This window comes from Pseudomonas syringae (assembly GCF_000737245.1).
GTDB lineage: Bacteria > Pseudomonadota > Gammaproteobacteria > Pseudomonadales > Pseudomonadaceae > Aquipseudomonas > Aquipseudomonas syringae_J.
In genome coordinates, this window is sequence record NZ_JPQU01000037.1 from 45,988 (window position 1) to 66,063 (window position 20,076).

A 20,076-nucleotide genomic window follows, 5' to 3' on the forward strand; every position below is an offset into this window, starting at 1 on the left:
AGATCCTGTTAGCCCGGCCTACCAATACGGCACGAACAGGCCTTGCGGCTGTGTTCAGATGACAGCAGATACGCCGACAGCTTCGGTGCCCTGCCCAGGAGATGCTTCATGAATTTCACTGAAGGTTTTGAATCGGTCAGCGTCAATCAGGTATGCAAGGATTACGGCAGCCTCAAGGCGCTCAATAACGTAAGCCTCAAGGTCGAGGCTGGCGAGTTCATGTCCCTGCTCGGCCCTTCCGGTTCGGGCAAAACAACTTTGTTGAGCATCCTGGGCGGTTTCATCCGGGTCAGTTCCGGCAGCATTTATTTCGGCGAACGCGACGTCACGTTAATGCCGCCGCACAAGCGTGAGATCGGCGTGGTGTTCCAGAACTACGCGCTGTTCCCGCATATGACGGTGGGCGAAAACGTGGCCTTCCCACTGCGCGCCCGAGGTGAAAACGCAGCCAAAAGCCGGGATCGGGTCAAACAGGCACTGGCGACGGTCGAGCTGAGCGGTTATGAAAACCGCTCAATCGCGGCACTGTCCGGCGGTCAGCGCCAGCGTGTGGCACTGGCCCGGGCGATTGTCTTTGAGCCCAAGTTGATCCTGATGGACGAACCGCTTTCGGCGCTGGACAAACAGCTGCGCGAAACCATGCAGATCGAGCTGCGCGCCCTGCACAAACGCCTGGGCGCGACCATGATCTACGTGACCCACGACCAGCGTGAAGCCCTGACCATGAGCGACCGCATTGCGATCATGCGTGGCGGTCAGCTGGTGCAAGTCGATACCCCGCGTCGTCTGCACGATCATCCGTCCGATGACTTCGTCGCCAGCTTCATCGGCGAAAGCACTCTGGTCCCACTGCAACGCGGCGACAACGGCCTGACCCTGGGCAAAACCGCGCTGCGCACCACCCGGCCGATTCCGCCATCCGGTGATGTCTTCCTGGCTCTGCAATCGGAAAAACTGCTGCTGGACAACCCGGCTTCAGGCCCGGAATGGAACCGCCTGAGCGGACGCGTTGCCGACATCGTGTTCCAGGGCGAAAGTCTCAAGGTGTTCGTCGACCTGGACGGCGGTCCCACTGTCAGCCTGCGCCAGCCAAGCCACCACGAAGGCAACCTCAGCCTGCCGCCGATTGGCTCGCCGATGCTGATGCGCCTGCATCCGGAAGACACGATTGTGGTGCCCAGGGCGGTGGTTTAAGAGATCACATCCATCCATAACCTGTGGGAGCGAATTCATTCGCGAAGACGGATTTCCCAACGATAGAGATCGTGTCGGATTTACGGCCCATTTCGCGAATGAATTCGCTCCCACAGGATTTGCGCTCTACTCGGGATTCCCGGCAACACCCCCACAGCGAAATATTCCGTAACCTCCCCCTAAAACAGTCGATCACAGCACTGACCCGGGCAACTTCAGTGCTTGTGGTTTCGGCCAGTGCTTATCCTGATCACATCACCAGCCACCCCGGCGTTCACGGAGATTGAGATGAATTCTGCACTGACTGAAAATCAACGCCTGCTCGCCCTGCGCGAGCAACACATCCCACGCGGCATCATTACTGCCCACCCGGTTGTCGCGGCACGTGCTGAAGGTGCACAGCTGTGGGATGTGGACGGCAAGCGCTATCTGGACTTCGTCGGTGGCATTGGCGTGCTCAATGTCGGCCACAACCACCCTCGCGTCGTTGAAGCAGTGCGCCGCCAGGTCGGTGAAATTTCCCACGCCAGCTTCCAGGTCGTGGCTTACGAAAGCTACATCAACGTTGCCGCGCGCCTGAACAAAATGATCGGCGGCGATGAGCACTACAAAAGCGTGCTGTTCACCTCGGGTGCCGAAGCGGTGGAGAACGCGATCAAGATCGCCCGTGGCCATACCAATCGCACGGCGGTGATCTCGTTTCGAGGTGGTTTCCATGGCCGGACCCTGCTGGGCGTCACGCTGACCGGCATGAGCCAGCCCTATAAACAGAACTTCGGACCCTTCCCCGCCGAGATCTATCACGCCACCTACCCGAACGCTTATCGCGGTGTCAGCAGTGACGACGCATTGGCCGAGCTGGATGAACTATTCGCCACCGATGTCGCCCCCGATCGCGTCGCTGCCATCATCATCGAGCCGGTACAAGGCGACGGCGGCTTCATCGCGGCACCCAAGGAATTCCTCCAAGCCCTGCGCGAACGCTGCACACAACACGGCATAGTGCTGATCCTCGATGAAATCCAGGCAGGTTTCGGCCGTACCGGCACGATGTTCGGCTTCGAGCATGCGGGCATCCAGCCTGATCTGGTCACTGTTGCGAAGAGCCTGGCCGGCGGTATGCCTCTGTCGGCAGTGGTCGGCCGTGCGCAGATCATGGACGCGCCGACGCCTGGCGGCCTGGGCGGCACTTATGGCGGCAATGCGGTGGCTTGTGCTGCAGCGCTGGCGGTCATGGACCTGTTCGAAGAGCAGGATCTGCTGAACGAAGGCGAGACACTGGCCGCGCAACTGCGCGAAGGTCTGCTGGCCTTGCAGAAACGTTACCCGCGCATCGGCGATGTGCGAGGCCTGGGCTTCATGCTGGCCATCGAAATGGTCGCTGATGACAGCAAACAAAGCCCGGATGCCGCCCTTGCGCAGAAGGTCATCGACGAAGCGCGCAATGCCGGCCTGCTGGTGATCAAGTGCGGCGTGTACCGCAACGTGGTGCGCTTTTTGGCACCGCTGGTAACCACCAGAGAACAGGTGGCAGAAGCCTTGCAGATGCTCGACACCGCGCTGGCCGCCGCCTGCTGAGACCACGCGTCGCAATGCATGCGCCCGGGCTGCTGAACCAGCAGTGCCGGGCTGCAAAAAAGGCATGGCTGGATCATGACGGAACCGATACGTGCAACTCAGGAGCTAATCATGAAAGTCACCCAGTACAAGGCATTGGGTTTTTCCTTTGGAACACTGGTTGATCGAGAACGGGGCATTCTTGAAGGTCTTCGACCACTGGCAGTGCAAGGCAATCCGACCATCACTGACGAACAGTTGCTCAACACTTATCGAAGCGTCGCCCAGGACCTGAGCAGCAGTCCAGCCATGGCTAGCCCCACCGCTTTTCATGGCCAGCTGTACCAACGTGTGGCTCACCAATTGCATACCATTGCGGATTGGGATCAGAGTGTTGCTTTCAGTAGCTCCTCTGCCCAATGGCCCATATTCGAGGATGTCCCAGGTGCATTGCAGTACCTGAGCAAGTTTTACCGATTGATACTGATTGCTCCACCTCAGGGTATCGATGTGCGCTCGTTGACCAGCCGGCTGCCGGTGGCGTTCGACGCCGTCATCGAACCCAGCAGCGACGATTGGCACACCAGCCTCGACGCTGCGTTACTGGACCTTGAGCTGGAGCGATCGGAACTGTTACCGGTGCGTAGTACCGAAACGGATGACCCGTGGAACGAGCGGGTGGATTTTCCGGTATGTACGTTACGACGGGGTCATAGCCAGCCGTGGAATCACTCACCACAGGCACTGGACGGCAAGCGCTGTGAATACGCAAGCCTGGCAGACCTCGCCCACGCCCATCAAAAAGCGCTGCACGCCTGACGCGTGAAGCCAGGACTTTGAACTGCGAGGATTGAACCATGGACGCTGCAACCAAGCTTGATCGTATCGATATCAATATCCTGGTCCAATTGCAGAAAGACGGGCGAATGACCAACGTCAGCCTCGCCGAAGCCGTTGGCCTGTCCCCCAGTCCTTGCTTGCAACGGGTCAAACGTCTTGAGTCCGCCGGTTATATCAGTGGTTACGAAGCCCACGTCAACCTGGCCAAATTTGCCAACTCGGTGACGGTGTTCACCGAAGTCACACTCTCGGACCACAAACGCGGCGACTTTGTGAAGTTCGAATCCAGCATCCGCAACATTGATGAAGTGCTCGAGTGCCATTTGATCAGCGGCGGTTATGACTATCTGGTGCGGTTCCTGTGCAGCAGCATTCAGCATTATCAGGAATTGATGGAGTCGATCCTGGATAAGAACATCGGGATCGAGAAGTACTTCAGTTACATCGTGATCAAGTCGCCGGTGGTCAAGAGTACGGTGCCGTTGCGGAGTCTGGTTACGGCGGTTTGAGGTTCGTTTTTCGTTCTGTTGAGAACATATCCATTTCTTCGGTAACGGCCACTTATTTGGATGCATATCCATTTCTTCGGTAACGGCCACTTATGGTTCCGCTCTTACAGCGGGTCACTTTTTTCAGACGCCAAAAAAGTAACCAAAAACGCTGTGCCCCACCACTCGGTCCCTCGCCTAGGCTCGGCATACCCGTAATTCGACATTGAGGTGTGGGGCCGCCGCCAACGGCCATCCATGGCCTGGGGCGGCTTAGCCGGCTCCCTGCCGGCTTGCCCCACACCTCAACATCGAATTCCGGCCAGCGTGGTTTGACGGGGCGCCAAGATCAAAATCAAAAGCGCGCGAGGCGGCCTGATAGCCGACCTGCTTGTGCGGGCAGACCGCGTTTCTTTGTTGGAGCGAGGCTTGCCCGCGAATCACTCGACGCAGTGATTCGGACACACCGCGTTCTCGTTCATCGCGAGCAAGCTCGGCTCCTACAGCTAGTCATCGATTCCGTAGGAGCGAGCTTGCTCGCGAAAGCAGTGGTGCAGACGACAAATATAGCGGGGTAAGTTCAAACAACCAGGCCGGCTCTCAGGCCGCCGAGCTTTTGATTTTGATCTTGGCGCCCCGTCAAACCACGCTGGCCGTAATCCGATTTTGATTCGGCGGGCAAACCTGCATGGATGCCGGCTTAGCCGCCCCAGGCCATGGATGGCCCTTCGCGGCGGCCCGCCGAATCAATGTCGGATTACGGGCATGCCGAGCACCAGCGAGGGACCGAGTGGTGGGGCAAGAGCGCTTTGGTTACTTTCGCGCTTTTCGAAAGTGACCCGCTGTAAAAGCGGAACCCTAAGCAGCCGTTACCGCAGCAACGGATAGATACCCAAAACCAACACCTATACCAACCAACCCATCAAGAAACAATGCAATAAACCTTACGCACCGTCTCTTCACTGCTCCACGCCGTAGTCGCGCCAGCCGGCACCACCACCACTTCCCCCGCACCCACACGACAAGCCGGCCCTTCCTCAGGCGTCAGCGTGACCGCCCCTTCCAGGATAAACATCAGCTCGCTATAGCTCGGTTCGACCGCCTTGCGAGCATACGCCTCGCATTGCCACAGACCGATTCGCAGATTGGCGCAGGCGAACAACTCTTCACTCCAGGCCCTGGGTGATGGAGTCAGCAGCACATTGGCAGCAGGCGGATTGCACGCCTGCAACGTCCTGGAAAAGTCGATCTTCAACGGTCGGGTCGGCATATCCTTGCTCCGCGCCAGGCCAGGAAATGCCATGAATAACCGCCGCAGTGTCCCGCGATGGTGCCAGCGGATCGGGATACCACTGGGTACCACGAAGCAATCGCCGGCCGTAAGGTCCAGCCGATAATCTTCGCCCTGCAACGTCAGCCCACCCGCCTCGACAATACCCAGCTCGACCCACGGAAAATCATCGATCAACAGATTCGCCCCCACACTTTCGCTGCTGCCAACCGCATAGCTCTGGACCGGATCGTGAAAGTGCACAGTTCGACCCGCCGCCAGTGGATCGTTGCGCAAGGCAAAGGCCGCCTGGGGCAATTGGCGGTCCGTGAAAGGGTTTGAGTAATGCAATATCTCAGGCATGGATTAACGCTCGCTCATCGGCCGATGACATCAAGGAATTGCTGCCACCCCGCCGCCAGACGAACGCCTGGTGCGCGGAAAGCATGCATGGGAATAGGGTTGAACTTATCACCGCAGAGCAGGCCCAGATCGACCTTTTCTCCTGCGGTCATTCTCGACAATCGCTCACCCATCAAGGTCGACATGGCGACCCCGCCGCCGTTGTAGCCGATGGCGTAGAAGCTGCGCTCGTCGAGCTGTCCAGCGTGGGGCAGATAATCCAGGGTCATGGCCACCAGACCTGACCAGCGATAGTCGAGTTTGTAATCGCGCAGGACGGGAAACACCTCGCCCATGCTGCGTTGCAATGTGCGGAAGGCGCTCTCGGAGTCGTTCTTGCCGAAGGCTCCACGGCCACCGAAGATCAGTCGATCACCCACCACTCGGAACCAGCGCAGCATACGTTTGGTGTCACCGCATACCTGACCGCCCGGCATAATTTTCGCCAGCACCTCGGCTGGCAGCGGCTGGGTTGCGATGATCGCGCTACGGAATGGAATCAGCCGACGATGCAAGGTATCGGTGGCCTTGGTCTGGTCGGAATAACCATTGGTGGCGTAGATCACCTGCCGGGCACTGATTCGCCCCTGAGGCGTCTGCACGATGACTCGGCCACCCTCGTTGCGCACATGTTCGGCGGGGCTGTTGATGAACAGTTTCACGCCACGATCGCTCAGGCTTTGAGCCATGCCCCGTGCGTAGTTGAGCGGATGAATACCGCCGGCTTTAGGAGTCAACAGACCGCCTTTGAAAATCGTAGAGCCGGTCATTTCCCGGACCTGCTCGGCACTGATCATCACCGAGGATTCGCCACCGGTTTCCCGCTTGATCCAGTTCGCGGTGGACTCCAGCCCGCTCAGCGCATGCACGTTGTGGGCTGCGGCGATGTGCCCTCCCATATGCAAGCGCGCTTCGCTCAGACCCAGGGTCTCAACCATTTCCACCACGCTGTCTACTGCCGCGTAACCGGTGCGGTACATCTGCAACGCGGTGTCACGACCAAAGCGCGCCATGAGGGTCGGGAAGCCGACTCGAAACTTGGGCGAAACCACACCGCCGTTACGCCCGCTGGCGCCCCAGGCCAGGGTGTGAGCCTCAAGGATCAGCGGCTCGCGACCACTCGACGCGATATGGTGAGCGGCCGATAGACCGGTGTAACCCGCGCCGATGATCACCACGTCGCACTGGCGATCACCTTCCAGCGATTGCAGTGCGGGGGAAAGTTGGGCGGTCGCCGCCCACAAGCTCTGCACAGTCATGGTCAGCATCCGGCTAAAAAAGAAGTGCGGCGCTCGGGATGAACCAGAGCGCCAGAGTCATTAACGCAGCCACAAGAACAGTCAGCGCAGCTCTCGCAGCAGCTAGCTAAAGCAGTATCAGCCCAGCTCTTTCTCGACAGCGTCAGCCAGTTGCGCCAGCGAAGTGAAGTGGTAATGCGGTTCGACGCGATCGGATTCCAACGTGCCGCCGGTGCCTTTTTGTGCAAAACGGCGCTCGATCCAGCAGGTCTGATAACCCAGGCGCATGGCCACGCCAATGTCGTGGTACTGACTCTGGGCTACGTGCAGAATGTTTTCGAAGAGAATGCCCTGGGTCGAAAGCACGCCACGGGTGTAGGCGAAGAACTGCGGGTCCGGCTTTTCGAAACGTACATCGTCAACGGTCACGCGCACATCGAATGGTTCGCCCAGAGTCTTGGCCATGTAATCCAGCGCCCAGATCCGCGAGTTGGTAGTCGCGACCAGTTTGAAATGCTTGTGTAGACGTTTCAGGGCTTCGACCGAATCCGGGAACGCCGGAAAGTTCTGCACCGCCTGTGCCAGGCCTTTAGCGTATTCATCGTTATCCGGCAGATTCAGTTTGCTGGCGATCACGTGGTAGCAGCGCTCCAGGTCATCAGGCCACCAGCCAGAGTCAGTCTGCGCACGGGCTTCGCGATAGGCTTTGAGAATGTCGTCATCGGTATGGGCTTTACCCGCTTCGCCCGCCACTTCCCAAACGTGATTGAGAATGCCGGCTTCGAAATCGATGAGGGTGCCGACGACATCGAACGTCAGGGCTTTGAATTGCTTGAATGACATAAGGCGCTCCGCAAGATAATTCATGAGGGTAAAGCTATGTGGGTAGGTCCATTATCTGCCCGCCCCCTCGTGAAATATTCCGTTTTGCGCACACCTCGGAGCATAACCTACGGTTTTTTCACCCTGCACGGCATACCTGTGCTCAGGCCCCCAGATCGACCACTGCCGCCAACCCCAGATTCGGGTAAAGCGCATCGACTTGAGCGATATCGGCGCGCATTTCGGCAATGATCCAATCCCGTACACTTTCCACCACCGGACGCACCGGCCGGTTGACTGGCGTGACCAGGCAACAGTGTCGAGAACCGACCCGAACCTGATCCGCTGCGGGCACCAGTTCACCTTTGCTCAAGCTGTTGGACACCACATTCAGCCAGCCCAGCGCTACGCCCTGCCCCAATAACGCAGCCTGCACGACCACCGCGTAATCGGAGAATATCAGCGGGTTTTCCGCACGCTCTGACGCTCCGAAATCCTGTGCCCAATTGCGATCCTGACTGTCCATGCAGATCAAGGTCGGCGGCAGTTTCTTGCCTGTTCCCTGCAAGACCTGCTTGAGGTATTGCGGCTCGCAGACTGGTAGGGTTACTTCCGGAATAACCAGGGTTTCCGTGCCTTTCAGGCTGCCTGATTCGATATAGCGCATCCCGAGATCGACATCCACCAAAGGCCCGCCAATCCTGCCGGACATCAATTGATAACGCATGTCGACAGTGGGAAACCGCTGACTGAAGCGACTCATGCGCGGCATCAGCCAATGGGTGGTGAATGCCGTGGAAACCGACAGGGTAACGGTCTCGATCCCCGTGGCACGGGATTCGATTTCGCTGATGGCCGACTCGATGGTGCTGAAGCCTTCCTGTACCCGACGATACAAAATGCTGCCGCTCTCGGTCAGCCGTGCACCGCCTCGAGTACGCTCGAAAAGCTGGACCCCAAGATGCTCCTCAAGACGGGACAACATCCGGCTGACGGCAGGTTGGCTGACGCACAATTCATCCGCCGCCCGTGTGAAACTGCCACAGCGTGCGGCCGCCTCGAAGACGAAGAGAGAACTCGAACTGGGGAGCTTGCGACGAAGGTTAGACATGATCTGAGCTTATGCCTGACGCAACTATTAGTAAATTGCCGGATGCAAAAAACCGGGCCTATTCTTGCGAGCGAATCCTTGCACTTCATTCTCCCGGCACTTTCCCTCCTGTGCCCGCCTGATGAGAACTTGCCTGATGATGGAAAACACCCTGAAGTTTTATATCGATGGTCGCTGGGTAACGCCCGCTGGTGACGAACAACTGGCGGTGGTGAACCCGGCCACCGAACAGGCCTTCAGCCGGATCGCCATGGGTAACCAGACCGATGTGGATGCTGCCGTCATGGCCGCCCGCCGGGCGTTTCCGGCCTTTGCCCGCACATCACCCCACGAGCGCAAAGTTCTGCTTGAGCAGGTGCTCGATGCCTTTATGCAGCGCTATGACGAAATCGCCGAAATCATCATGGCCGAAGTCGGCGCGCCAAAGGCTCTGGCCTACGACTGGCAGGCCGGCATCGGCAAACGTCACCTGCAACAATTGCTGCGCACCCTGGACACCTTTGCTTTTCAGAAAACCGACGGCAATACCCTGATCAATCTGGAGCCGGTAGGTGTGGTCGCGCTGATCACGCCATGGAATTGGCCCATCAACCAGATCGTTTGCAAAGTGGCGCCGGCTCTGGCCGCAGGCTGCACCATGATCATCAAGCCCAGCGAAATCGCACCGCTTAATGCCTTGCTGTTTGCCGAGGTCATGCACGAAGCCGGAGTGCCGGCCGGAGTATTCAACCTCATCAATGGCGACGGGCCTACTGTGGGTGCCGCGCTGGCTGCGCATCCGGAAGTAGACATGGTGTCGTTCACCGGCTCGACTCGGGCTGGGGTGGAAGTCGCCCGGCTGGCAGCGCCGACGGTCAAGCGTGTGCACCAGGAGCTGGGCGGTAAATCGGCGAATATCCTGCTGGATGATGTGGATCTGGAGAAAGCTGTGACCGCTGGAGTAAACAGCTGTTTCGGTAACAGCGGGCAATCCTGTAACGCCCCGACCCGGATGCTGGTGCCAGCCACGTTGCATGATCAGGCGGTGCAGATCGCCCGCAGGGCCGCCCTTGCCCATCAGGTCGGCGCACCCACTGATCCGCAAACCACGTTGGGACCGGTGATCAGCGAACGGCAATATCAGGCCATTCAACGCATGATCGCCATTGGCATCGAAGAAGGCGCGCAACTGGTCTGCGGCGGGCTGGATCGCCCGGATGGCCTGGACCATGGCTATTACGTGAAGCCGACGGTCTTTGCCGGAGTCACCGCGCAGATGACCATCGCCCGTGAGGAAATCTTCGGCCCGGTATTGGCGATTTTGCCTTATGAGGATGATGAACACGCCGTCGCGCTGGCCAATGACAGCGTGTTTGGCCTGGCCGGTTACGTGCAGTCATCAAACCTGCAACGAGCTCGGAACATTGCCTTGCAATTGCGTGTTGGCGGCGTTTCCATCAACCACCCGGCGTGGAATCCCGGCGCGCCGTTCGGGGGTTACAAGCAGTCGGGCAATGGCCGGGAATATGCCGAATGGGGGCTGGAAGCGTTTCTGGAGACCAAGGCAATTGTGGGGTTTTACCCGTGAAATTGGTTTAACCCGTTGGAGCGAGCGGGCGGCGATCCGACTTGCCCGCGAATCAGACGCCACGGTTTTTCAGGTATACCGCGTCATCGTTTTTCGCGGGCAAGTCGGATCACCGCCCGCTCGCTCCAACGGGTTCAATCACGGTGATTCAGACTTGATCAAGTCCGCAATCCGTTCGGCAATCATGATGGTCGGCACATTGGTGTTGGCACAGGGAATCGACGGCATCAGCGAGGCATCGCAGACCCGTAACCCGGTGACACCGATCACCCGTCCATCGCTGAGGGTTACGGCTTGCGGGTCGTCGCTGGCGCCCATGCGGCAGGTGCCGGACGGGTGCCATGTACCGCCGACATTGCGCCGCACGAATTCAGTCAGCGCGGCATCATCGGCCAATAGCTTTTTCAGGGTGACGCCCTGAGTGATCAGGCGGTGGATGAGCCATGCCCGCAATGGCCCAGCGATATCCAGCAAGGCACTCAACGCGCCTCGCAACCAGCCATTGATCAGTCCGGGCTGCGCGACTTTTGCCACTCTGGGGGAGTAGCTCGAAGGGAACACTACACTGCGCTCGGCATCCAGTTGCGGCACTGACAAGACCTCGGCGCCAAGCCTCAGCGCCTGCTTCAGCCGCTCCAGATCCCGAGGCTCGGACAGCATATTGAATTCAACCTGAGGCTCCACGGCCGGATCGCTGGACACCAGCCGCAAGCGGCCTCGGGAATAGGACTTGTTGACCCAGAAGAACATCGTTCCCAGCCGGTAGCCGAGAGAATGCCATCCTGAACGCGACAAAATCGCCCCATGCATATCGCAAGGTACCGTGTCCGGGAGGTTCGAGGAAAAGCGCACGATGGCCTGCTCGTGATGCTCGTCTACAAACGCCGTGCGGCCAGCCTTATTCAGTAAGGCAGAAACCGCAATCGAGGGATGTTCCATCAGATTGCCTCCAACACCTGGCCGGTCCGCCACGACGAAAATTCCCAATTGCAGCAGCTCATCCGCAGGACCGATACCGCTGCGCATCAGCAGCGCCGGGCTGTGGATCGCGCCGGCGCAGACGATCACCTCCCGGGCCAGCACATCCCGCGCGGAGCCATCCGCCTGGATAATCCGCGCGCCAACGGCGTGCCGGGACTTAAACAGCACGCGCTCCACCAGGCAATCGGTCAGCACCTTCAGATTGCTGCGCCGCCGAACCTCATCCGTGAGGTAACACACGGAAGTGGGAATACGCTCGCCTGCCGGGCTGACGCCGATGGCGCCGACGAATACACCAGGCTCCCAAGGACCGTTTTGATCGGCCTTGGAAGCCAATCCCCTCTCGCCCAACGCCTTCATCACGGCATTGACGAAGGGCGAGATAAAAGCCGGCGCGGTACGGCGAATTCGCAACGGCCCCTGCTTGCCATGCAGGGGCCCGTCGAAATCAGTGTCGGTCTCAAGCTTGCGAAAGTACGGCAGGCAGCTGTCCCAGTTCCAGCCTTCGGCACCGAGTCGCTGCCATTCGTCGTAGTCGTCTGGCGCGCCACGATTGGTCATCAACGCGTTGATGGCCGAGCCACCGCCCAGAATCCTCGCTTGCTCATAACGGCGCTCGCTGGAGCGCTTGCCCACCAACGCGGTCAGGCGCTGCCAGATATTGCTGGTATCCAGATACGCGCGTCCCGGATAACGACTGCGAATCTCGGCCGGCATGCTGCCCGCCGAGATGTCGCGACCGGCCTCAACCAGGCACACCTGTTTGTCAGGATCCTCGGACAGCCGTGCGGCCAGCACGCAGCCTGCCGAGCCACCGCCAAGAATCAGGTAGTCGATCATGTTTGCTATCCCAACTTATTGCAGGAACTTCAGCCAGCGATCCTTGGCGGCAATGCCGGCTGCCGACGACCACCACTCTTCAGACAGCAGCGCCTGTTTCGCAGCATTGTCCGGCGAGCTTGGCAATTCTTTGGCGCGTTCGGCGGTCAGCTTGCCAGTGCCGAAGGCAGCCGGGTTACCCGGACCGTAATCGATATACAGCGGCAGGTTGGCTTGCAGATCGGGCGACATTGCCTCGTTGACGAACTTGACCGCTGTCGCGTAGTTCGGCGCGTTTTTCAGGATGCACAGCTGGGTGTTTTGCAGCAGGCCGTCGTTGTAGGTGAACGCCACATCGGGGTTGTCCTTGCGCACCGCACTCGCGCGGCCGTTCCAGATCATCAACATGTCCACTTCGCCGTCGTTGAGCAACTGCGCTGACTGACCACCGGAACTCCACCATACCGCGATGTCTGGCTTGATCTGTTCGAGTCGTCTATAGGCCCGGTCGACGTCCAGCGGGTAAAGCTTGTCACGCGGCACGCCGTCGGACAGCAGCGCAGCTTCCAGCGTACCCATCGGGTCATTGCGCAGCGCTCGGGTGCCCGGGAAATCCTTGACGTTCCAGAAGTCCGCCCAGCTCTGCGGCAGCTTCTTCAATGTTTTGGTGTTATAGCCCAGTACCGATGAATAGAACTCGTACGCCACCGAATAAGGCGTGCGATAGGCCGCTGGCATGGCCTGGACGTTAGGCATCTTGCTCAGGTCGAGCTTTTCGATCAGCCCCTCGTTGCCGCCGCGAATGCAGTTCGATGGTGGCGTGTCGATCACGTCCCAGACCGGCTTGCCTGCCGAGCCCTGGGCCTTGACCATGGGCAACGCGTCAGGAACGCTGTCCTGCTTGATAGTAATGTTCAGGCGCTTGGCGGCCGGATCAAGGATCGCCTTGGTCTGGGCCTCCTGATAAACCCCGCCCTGGGAAACAAAGGTAATTTCTTCTGCCGATACCGACATCGCGCACGACACCGACAGGCACAACAGGGATAAGACTGAACCCAATGGAACGGTTTTCATGGCAAATCTTCCTGAACGTAGAAATGATTCGGCAGCTTTAAAAACCTTGTCTGAACACCCTGCAAAGCCAGTGCTTGCCCAGGCCTGAATTCTTATTGTTACCGAGCGGGTCGGCAGGACGTTACAAGAGCCGGACGTGATCCGGCAATACACCAATAATCATCCGAGCCATGATCTGGTGTTATGCCTATTCACTCTTGCGGGAGACAGGCTCGGTGATCACCCGTGGGAGCCGAGCTTGCTCGTGAAGAACAATGACGCGGTTTGCCTGAATCACCGCAGCGCGCCGTTCGTGAGCAAGCTCGCTCCCACTTCAACCGCGTATCCCTGTTGGATATACCGCCCACTCGTCAACAGAAACCGCGATTCCCGTGGGAGCCGAGCTCGCTCGCGAAGAACGAGGACGCGGTTTGCCTGAATCACCGCAGCGCGCCGTTCGCGAGCAAGCTCGCTCCCACGGAAACTGTGTATCCCCCTGGAAATGCCGCCCACACGCTCCAACGGATCGTGCATCCCTCAAAACCTCACCCCACCACCGCAAACGGTAGCCTCTTCGCCAGCTCCTGCGCCAGATATTGGGTAAACAGCGAAATCCGTTGGGGGATGTGACGCCGGTGTTGGTACATGGCAAAGATATCGCCCGGGGGCGGTTGATATTCCTGCAGTACGGCTTGCAACCGGCCGCTTTGCAGATGCGCTTGTACATCCCAGCGAGAGCGCAGGATCAGGCCGTGCCCCTCTAGAGCCAGATTCAACGCCACTTCGCCGTCGTTGCTGGACAGCGTGCCACTGACCTTGTGGGAATAGTCTTGTCCATCCTTGTGAAAACGCCAGATGGCGTAGTCGCTGCCGAACTGACGCAGCACGATGCAGTTATGCTCGGCCAGGTCCGCCACGCTCTGCAACACCGGCCTGCCCTCCAGATAATTGGGTGACGCACAAAGGATGCGCGGGTTTTCCAGCAAGCGGATACCGATCAATCTAGAGTCAGGCGGTTCGCCCATGAACACGCCAATGTCGAACTGATCATCCAGCAGGCTGAGGGGTTGGCTGGTCAGTTCCAGAGAAATCTCCAGCTCGGGATGCAAACGCGCAAAGCTCGACACCACTGGTGCCAGATGCCGTCGACCGAAGCCCAGCGTGCCGTTGATGCGCAAGCGCCCATGCAGGGTTGGCTGGCGGCTGTTGAGGGCGCTTTCCAGTTCTTCAAGCTGACGCAGAATCGGTCGCCCACCTTCCAGATACAACACCCCTTCGGGGGTCAGAGACAAACGCCGCGTGGTGCGTTGCAGCAATTGCACACCCAGCCGCGCCTCCAGTTGGCTCAGGCGCTTGCTCACCGCAGGCAGTGACAAACCCATCTGCCGTGCGACTTCGGTAAGGCTGCCCCGAGTTGCGACCTGCTGAAAGAAGCTTAGGTCATCAATCATGCTCACCGCATTGTTTCCTTTTTTCTAAGAATGGCTTTCGGTCAGAGCTAATTATTAATCTGAAAACAGTACTTACACTGAGTTCTGTTCCCCATCAATCCTCGGAGCCGAATCCATGAGCAAGTCCCATTACAAAATTGCCGTCATCCCTGGCGATGGCATAGGCAAGGAAGTCATGCCCGAAGGCGTTCGCGTGCTGGACGTGGTCGCTGCACAACACAATCTGGAGTTGCAGTGGGACTGGTTCGACTTTGCCAGCGCCGATTACTACCTGGCTCACGGCAAAATGATGCCTGACAACTGGTTGGAGCTGCTCAAGGGTTATGACGCGATTTACTTCGGTGCCGTGGGTTGGCCGGACGTCGTACCGGATCACATTTCGCTGTGGGATTCGCTGTTGCAATTCCGTCGCGAATTCGATCAGTACGTGAACCTGCGCCCATGCCGCCTGATGCCCGGCGTAAAGGCGCCGCTAGCCAATCGCAAACCTGGCGATATTGATTTCTGGGTGGTGCGGGAAAACACAGAGGGCGAGTATTCCAGCGTGGGCGGCAAGATGTTCCCCGGCACCGATCGGGAAATCGTCCTGCAGGAAACCGTCATGACCCGAGTCGGGGTCGATCGCATCCTCAAGTTCGCCTACGACCTGGCCCAGACTCGGCCGAAGAAACACCTGACCTCGGCGACTAAATCCAACGGCATTGCGATCACCATGCCGTACTGGGACGAGCGCGTTGTCGAGATGGGCAAGAAATACCCAGAAGTGAACGTCGACAAGTATCACATCGACATTCTCACCGCGAACTTCGTCCTGCACCCGGACTGGTTCGATGTAGTCGTGGCCAGCAACCTTTTCGGCGACATCCTCTCTGACCTCGGGCCGGCCTGCACCGGCACCATCGGCATAGCACCCTCGGCCAACATCAACCCGGAGCGCCACTTCCCGAGCCTGTTCGAGCCGGTCCATGGTTCCGCGCCGGATATCGCGGGCAAAGGCATCGCCAATCCCATCGGGCAGATCTGGTGCGGTGCGATGATGCTGGAGCACCTGGGCCACCCGGAAGCTGGCGCGGCGGTGCTCGGCGCCATCGAAACCGTGCTGGCAATGGGACCGGAGAATGCACCGCTGACGGCCGACATTGGTGGCAAGGGCAACACCGAATCGCTGGGCAAGGCGATTGCCGCAGCCTGTCAGGCCCGCTAACGGGACGCGCGACAGGTCCCGTGGGAGCGAGCTTGCTCGCGAATCAGTCGACGAGGTGTATCAGACAAACCGCGTCATGGTTCTTCGCGGGCAAGCCCGGCTCCAACAGATGATCGAGCTGCCAATCAAGCGCAATCTCCCGTTTGCCAAGCGCTATTCGGGAGATTGTTGTGCGCAACTCAGGCATTGTCTGGATTCCTCACATGCCCTCGAGAAATCCATGACCCTGCTGTTCAAAGTCGATAACGAACGCGGCCCCGTCTGGAAAGCGCTGTTTGAAAAATACGCTCCGGACATCGAAGTTCGCCTGTGGCCAGACATCGGAGACCCTGAGCGGATCCGTTACTTTTCAGCCTGGCAGCCGCCTCAGGATCTGCATGAGCGATTCCCCAACCTGGAGGTGGTTTTTGCCACTTCGGCGGGTGTCGACCAATTCGACCTGAGCACATTGCCCGACCCCATCAGCGTGGTACGCATGCTCGACCCGGGCATCGCTCGGGGCATCATCGAATATGTCTGCTTCGCCGTGCTGAGCCTGCACCGGGACATCCCGCTTTATCTAGATCAACAGCATCATCAGCAATGGCAAGCCAGGCCGCTGATGGCCGCGCCACAACGACGTGTCGGCATCATGGGCTTAGGCAATCTGGGCGTTGCCGCGCTGGAAGGCTTGCGGCCTTTCGGTTTTGCCCTCAGTGGTTGGGCCCGCTCGGAAAAGTCCATCGACGGCGTGCAATGTTTTGCGGGTAATGAGCAACTCCAACCGTTCCTCAATCAGTGCGACATCCTGATTTGCCTGCTGCCCCTGACCGAAGACACGCGCGGGATACTCAATGCCGAGACCTTTGCCGCCCTGCCCCATGGTGCACGGCTGATCAACCTTGGGCGCGGCGCGCACCTGATCGAGGCCGACTTGCTGGATGCACTCGAATCAGGGCAGATCGAGCACGCCATCGTTGACGTCCTCAACGACGAACCGCCAAGGGACGCTCATCCCTTCTGGCAACACCCACGCATCTGGGTCACCCCACACATCGGCGCCATGACCTCGCCGGACAGTGCGTTTGACGTATTGCTGGCCAATATCCGCCGCCATCAACGGGGCGAACCGATGCTGGGGGTTATTGCTCGGGATGAGGGGTATTGAATGCGATCCCTGTAGCGAGCTTGCTTACGACGAACGATGACGCGTCCCCCTGCAAACCGAGGCGCCCGAATCGCGGGCAAGCGCGCTCCTACGGCCCTCCGTCGTCTAGAGAAGTCGGGCTTGCCCGTGCAGGAGTCGTCTGAGGTTACGAAGGCGACGAATCCCGTTTGCCTGACACTCCGACAGGTTCAGTATTCATCCGTAGGAGCGCGCTTGCCCGCGATGAACGATAACGCGGTGTGCCTGATATACCGCATCGACGGCATCGCGGGCATGCTCCACTCCCACCGGGGTCCCCGGTTGCAGGTTGAACCCGGGCCTGCCCGCGAAGAAAACCCTCACCCCGGCAACCGCTCGCGCCATTCCTCCTCGTGCATTACTTCCCGGGCCATTTCCATGAACACCGTGGCAAGGGCGCTAGGCACTTTGTCGGTGGGCAGCACGGTGAATCCGAAGAATGGAATGGCCGTGGTCAACTCCCGAAACACCAGGCCCGAAGGCGCGTCGAGCATCGACAGCGGATTGGTGATGCTGACGCCCATACCCTGAGAAACCAGCGCGCAGAGAGTCATGCTGTAGGGGGTCTCGATGCTCAGGTGGCGGTTGACGCCCGCACGCTCGAAGGCTTCGTCGATCAGCCGCCGGGTGCGGTCCACCGCTGACAGGGAAATGAACGACTCGCCGCGCAGGTCTTCCAGGCTGATGCGGGCCTGAGCTGCCAGACGATGCCCGGCGGGTAGCACCACCACGCCGGGCAACTGATACAACTTGTCGGCATGCACATTGGGTGACTCTCCAACACTCGACGCATAACCGATGTCGCAATAACCCACCGAGGCCCAGCGGCGCACCGTCGCCTCGCTGCGCATTTCCAGCAGGATCGCCACCGCAGGAAAACGCGCCTTGAAGCGCTTGATCACCCGAGGTAACAAACCGGCAATGGCCGGAATCGACGCAATGCGCAGTCGGCCGGTGCCCGAGACGCGGATCTCATGGGCGGCCTGATTGAGGTAGGCAAGACCACTGAAGCTGTGTTCCACCTCTCGATAAAACGCCGAGCCTTCGTCGGTGGGGGTCAGTCGACTCGCGCCGCGTACGAACAACTTGAATTGCAAGCGCTCTTCGAGCTCCGTCACCAGGCGACTGATACTCGGTTGAGAGGTATGCAGTTCGCGAGCTGCGGCGGTCATGGTGCCAAACATCATGACCGCCCGAAACGCTTCGATCTGACGCAGATTCATCCGCCCCCCTATATCAGTGATGAATAGCACCCCTGAATATAACAATTGGACTGAATTGCCAAGTGCAACGAGACTGAAACGGTTCCAGTCTTTCGACCTTGCCGCTGCGGAGTAACTTAATGAAAAGACTCATGACAAGCCTTACGACCAAACCGCGACTGAGCACCACCTTGACGGCGTGCGCTCTGACACTCGGCGTTCTGGGTGTGAATGCGACCTCTGCCAGCGCCGCCCAGATGCCACCGCTGCCCGCAGAGATCGCCGCAAAAGGCGAGTTGACTGTCGGCGTTCGTTGCGATCAGCCGCCTTTCGGGTTCAAGGATCAGAACGGCGGCTTTGCCGGTGTGGAGGTCGAAGTAGCGCGGCAGATCGCCGAGTACGCGTTTGGCTCCAAGGACAAGGCCGTACTGACCTGCGTCACCGCCGAAAGCCGCATCCCGCAGTTGATGGGTAAGAAAGTCGACATGCTGGTCGCCACTCTGGGCATCACCCCCGAGCGTGAGCGTGTGGTTGCCTTCAGCACACCGTATCGCTGGGACAGCAGCGACATCATGGTCAAGAACGACAGCCCGGCGAAAACTATTGCCGATCTGACTGACAAAACCGTGATTGCCCTGAAGGGCTCGACTCAAGCCCGCTGGCTGGGTGAGCACGCCAGCGGCGTGCAACTGACCAACCTGAACAGCTCCTCGGAAGCCTTGATGGCCTTCAAACAGGGACGTGCCGACGGTTACGCCCATGACAGCGCAACCCTGGTAATGATCGCTTCCCGAGACAAGAGCGTGCGCCTGATTGGCCAGCCTTACGGCATATCCGAAGCGGCCATCGGCCTGCGCAAAAACGAAGACGCCTGGCTGGCTTACGTGAATGCTGCCCTGGCTCAGATCAAGGAAAAGAACCTCTACGGCGGCTGGATCAAGGCCGTGGCACCAGAAGGCACCGAGCAGTTTTATGTGGACGGCTTCACCAAGCCGACGCCGCAGGAAAACAAGTAACCGCTGTGTTCCGGCACATGTGAGGTGATCGTGGAGTTCGACGTTAACTACCTGTTGCAACAATGGCCGGCGCTGCTCAAAGGCATCTGGGTCACCCTCAATGTCAGCGCAGTGGCAATCGCGCTATCGCTGGTGATTGGCCTGCTGGGCGCGACGGTGCGTTACTTCAAGCTGCGCTGGATCAGCCCGGTTGTTGCAGGCTACGTCGAATTCATCCGCAACACGCCGCTGCTGGGTCAAATGTTCTTCATCTACTACGGGCTGCCAGGGCTAGGTCTGCCGCTGTCGCTGTACTGGTCCAGTGTGTTGACCCTGACACTCTGGGCCGGGGCCTACCAGATCGAGAACCTGCGTGGCGGCCTCGCTTCGGTACCGCTGGGCCTGCGTGAAGCAGCGACGGCCATGAGCCTCAATCGCTGGCAGTTCATGTGGCTGATCGCCCGGCCAGTGGCCCTGCGCACCAGCTTGCCGTCAATGCTCAACACGGCGGTTTCACTGCTGAAAAACTCGGCGTTTCTGCAAGCCATTGGCCTGGCGGAACTGACCTACGTCGCCGTGAACAAGATTGCTTCGGACTTCCGCACCCTTGAGATGCTCGCCGCCATGTGCGTGATTTATCTGGTGCTGGTCGTCGCATTGTCCCTGGCTTCGGCCTGGCTCGAAGCGCGGCTGCAAAAGCCGTATCGCACCTGAGGA

17 protein-coding genes are annotated in these 20,076 nt (G+C 59.3%); 9 read left to right on the forward strand and 8 right to left on the reverse strand.

What is annotated here, in order from left to right; genetic code table 11:
• Positions 1-108 precede the first annotated feature (108 nt).
• The 4 genes from IV01_RS11700 (at position 109) to IV01_RS11685 (ending at position 4,100) form a co-directional block, all read left to right on the forward strand.
• Positions 109-1,194 (forward strand): ABC transporter ATP-binding protein, encoded by a 1,086-nt coding sequence (locus tag IV01_RS11700; RefSeq protein ID WP_032628888.1) that lies wholly within the window; start codon positions 109-111, stop codon positions 1,192-1,194.
• Between the two features lie 288 nt (positions 1,195-1,482).
• Positions 1,483-2,772 (forward strand): 4-aminobutyrate--2-oxoglutarate transaminase, encoded by a 1,290-nt coding sequence (gene gabT / locus IV01_RS11695; RefSeq protein WP_032628889.1) that lies wholly within the window; start codon positions 1,483-1,485, stop codon positions 2,770-2,772.
• A 111-nt stretch (positions 2,773-2,883) separates the two neighbouring features.
• Positions 2,884-3,570 carry a hypothetical protein gene (locus IV01_RS11690; protein ID WP_032628891.1) on the forward strand — a complete coding sequence of 229 codons (687 nt, stop codon included), beginning with the start codon at positions 2,884-2,886 and terminating at the stop codon, positions 3,568-3,570.
• 38 nt (positions 3,571-3,608) lie between these two features.
• Positions 3,609-4,100 carry an Lrp/AsnC family transcriptional regulator gene (locus IV01_RS11685; protein ID WP_032628893.1) on the forward strand — a complete coding sequence of 164 codons (492 nt, stop codon included), beginning with the start codon at positions 3,609-3,611 and terminating at the stop codon, positions 4,098-4,100.
• A 901-nt stretch (positions 4,101-5,001) separates the two neighbouring features.
• Here the strand turns inward: IV01_RS11685 and IV01_RS11680 are convergent.
• From IV01_RS11680 to IV01_RS11665, 4 genes are all read right to left on the reverse strand, one after another.
• Positions 5,002-5,712, reverse strand: a complete 711-nt coding sequence (locus IV01_RS11680) for a cupin domain-containing protein (RefSeq protein ID WP_032628896.1) — start codon at positions 5,710-5,712, stop codon at positions 5,002-5,004.
• Positions 5,713-5,726: 14 nt separating this feature from the next.
• A complete protein-coding gene (locus tag IV01_RS11675) occupies positions 5,727-7,010 on the reverse strand; it encodes an NAD(P)/FAD-dependent oxidoreductase (protein ID WP_080290314.1) in 1,284 nt (427 codons plus the stop codon).
• 117 nt (positions 7,011-7,127) lie between these two features.
• Positions 7,128-7,832 (reverse strand): HAD-IA family hydrolase, encoded by a 705-nt coding sequence (locus tag IV01_RS11670; protein ID WP_032628898.1) that lies wholly within the window; start codon positions 7,830-7,832, stop codon positions 7,128-7,130.
• A 142-nt stretch (positions 7,833-7,974) separates the two neighbouring features.
• Positions 7,975-8,922, reverse strand: a complete 948-nt coding sequence (locus IV01_RS11665; protein ID WP_032628899.1) for a LysR family transcriptional regulator — start codon at positions 8,920-8,922, stop codon at positions 7,975-7,977.
• 139 nt (positions 8,923-9,061) lie between these two features.
• Between IV01_RS11665 and IV01_RS11660 the strand changes: the two genes are divergently transcribed.
• Positions 9,062-10,489, forward strand: a complete 1,428-nt coding sequence (locus IV01_RS11660; RefSeq protein ID WP_032628937.1) for an aldehyde dehydrogenase family protein — start codon at positions 9,062-9,064, stop codon at positions 10,487-10,489.
• Positions 10,490-10,627: 138 nt separating this feature from the next.
• Here IV01_RS11660 and IV01_RS11655 read toward each other — a convergent pair whose 3' ends face one another.
• The 3 genes from IV01_RS11655 to IV01_RS11645 form a co-directional block, all read right to left on the reverse strand.
• The gene (locus IV01_RS11655; RefSeq protein WP_032628900.1) at positions 10,628-12,310 is read right to left on the reverse strand and encodes a GMC family oxidoreductase; all 1,683 of its coding nucleotides are present in this window, start codon (positions 12,308-12,310) and stop codon (positions 10,628-10,630) included.
• 15 nt (positions 12,311-12,325) lie between these two features.
• Complete coding sequence (locus IV01_RS11650) at positions 12,326-13,363, reverse strand: ABC transporter substrate-binding protein (RefSeq protein ID WP_050507625.1); 1,038 nt, start codon at positions 13,361-13,363, stop codon at positions 12,326-12,328.
• Between the two features lie 524 nt (positions 13,364-13,887).
• Positions 13,888-14,799, reverse strand: coding sequence for a LysR family transcriptional regulator (locus IV01_RS11645; RefSeq protein WP_032628902.1), 912 nt, complete (start codon positions 14,797-14,799; stop codon positions 13,888-13,890).
• A gap of 109 nt (positions 14,800-14,908) precedes the next feature.
• On the opposite strand from IV01_RS11645, the gene IV01_RS11640 reads away from it, so the two are divergent.
• Both IV01_RS11640 and IV01_RS11635 read left to right on the forward strand, forming a co-directional pair.
• Positions 14,909-15,997: a tartrate dehydrogenase gene (locus IV01_RS11640; protein ID WP_032628904.1), complete on the forward strand. Its 1,089-nt coding sequence runs from the start codon at positions 14,909-14,911 to the stop codon at positions 15,995-15,997.
• 220 nt (positions 15,998-16,217) lie between these two features.
• Entirely contained in the window at positions 16,218-17,144 is a 927-nt protein-coding gene (locus tag IV01_RS11635; RefSeq protein ID WP_032628906.1) for a 2-hydroxyacid dehydrogenase, read from the forward strand.
• A gap of 338 nt (positions 17,145-17,482) precedes the next feature.
• On the opposite strand, the gene IV01_RS11630 is transcribed toward IV01_RS11635, so the two are convergent.
• Positions 17,483-18,385, reverse strand: coding sequence for a LysR substrate-binding domain-containing protein (locus IV01_RS11630; RefSeq protein ID WP_032628909.1), 903 nt, complete (start codon positions 18,383-18,385; stop codon positions 17,483-17,485).
• A 131-nt stretch (positions 18,386-18,516) separates the two neighbouring features.
• Between IV01_RS11630 and IV01_RS11625 the strand changes: the two genes are divergently transcribed.
• Positions 18,517-19,380, forward strand: coding sequence for a transporter substrate-binding domain-containing protein (locus IV01_RS11625; RefSeq protein WP_229636126.1), 864 nt, complete (start codon positions 18,517-18,519; stop codon positions 19,378-19,380).
• A 30-nt stretch (positions 19,381-19,410) separates the two neighbouring features.
• Complete coding sequence (locus IV01_RS11620) at positions 19,411-20,073, forward strand: amino acid ABC transporter permease (RefSeq protein ID WP_032628941.1); 663 nt, start codon at positions 19,411-19,413, stop codon at positions 20,071-20,073.
• The last annotated feature ends 3 nt before the right edge of the window (positions 20,074-20,076 follow it).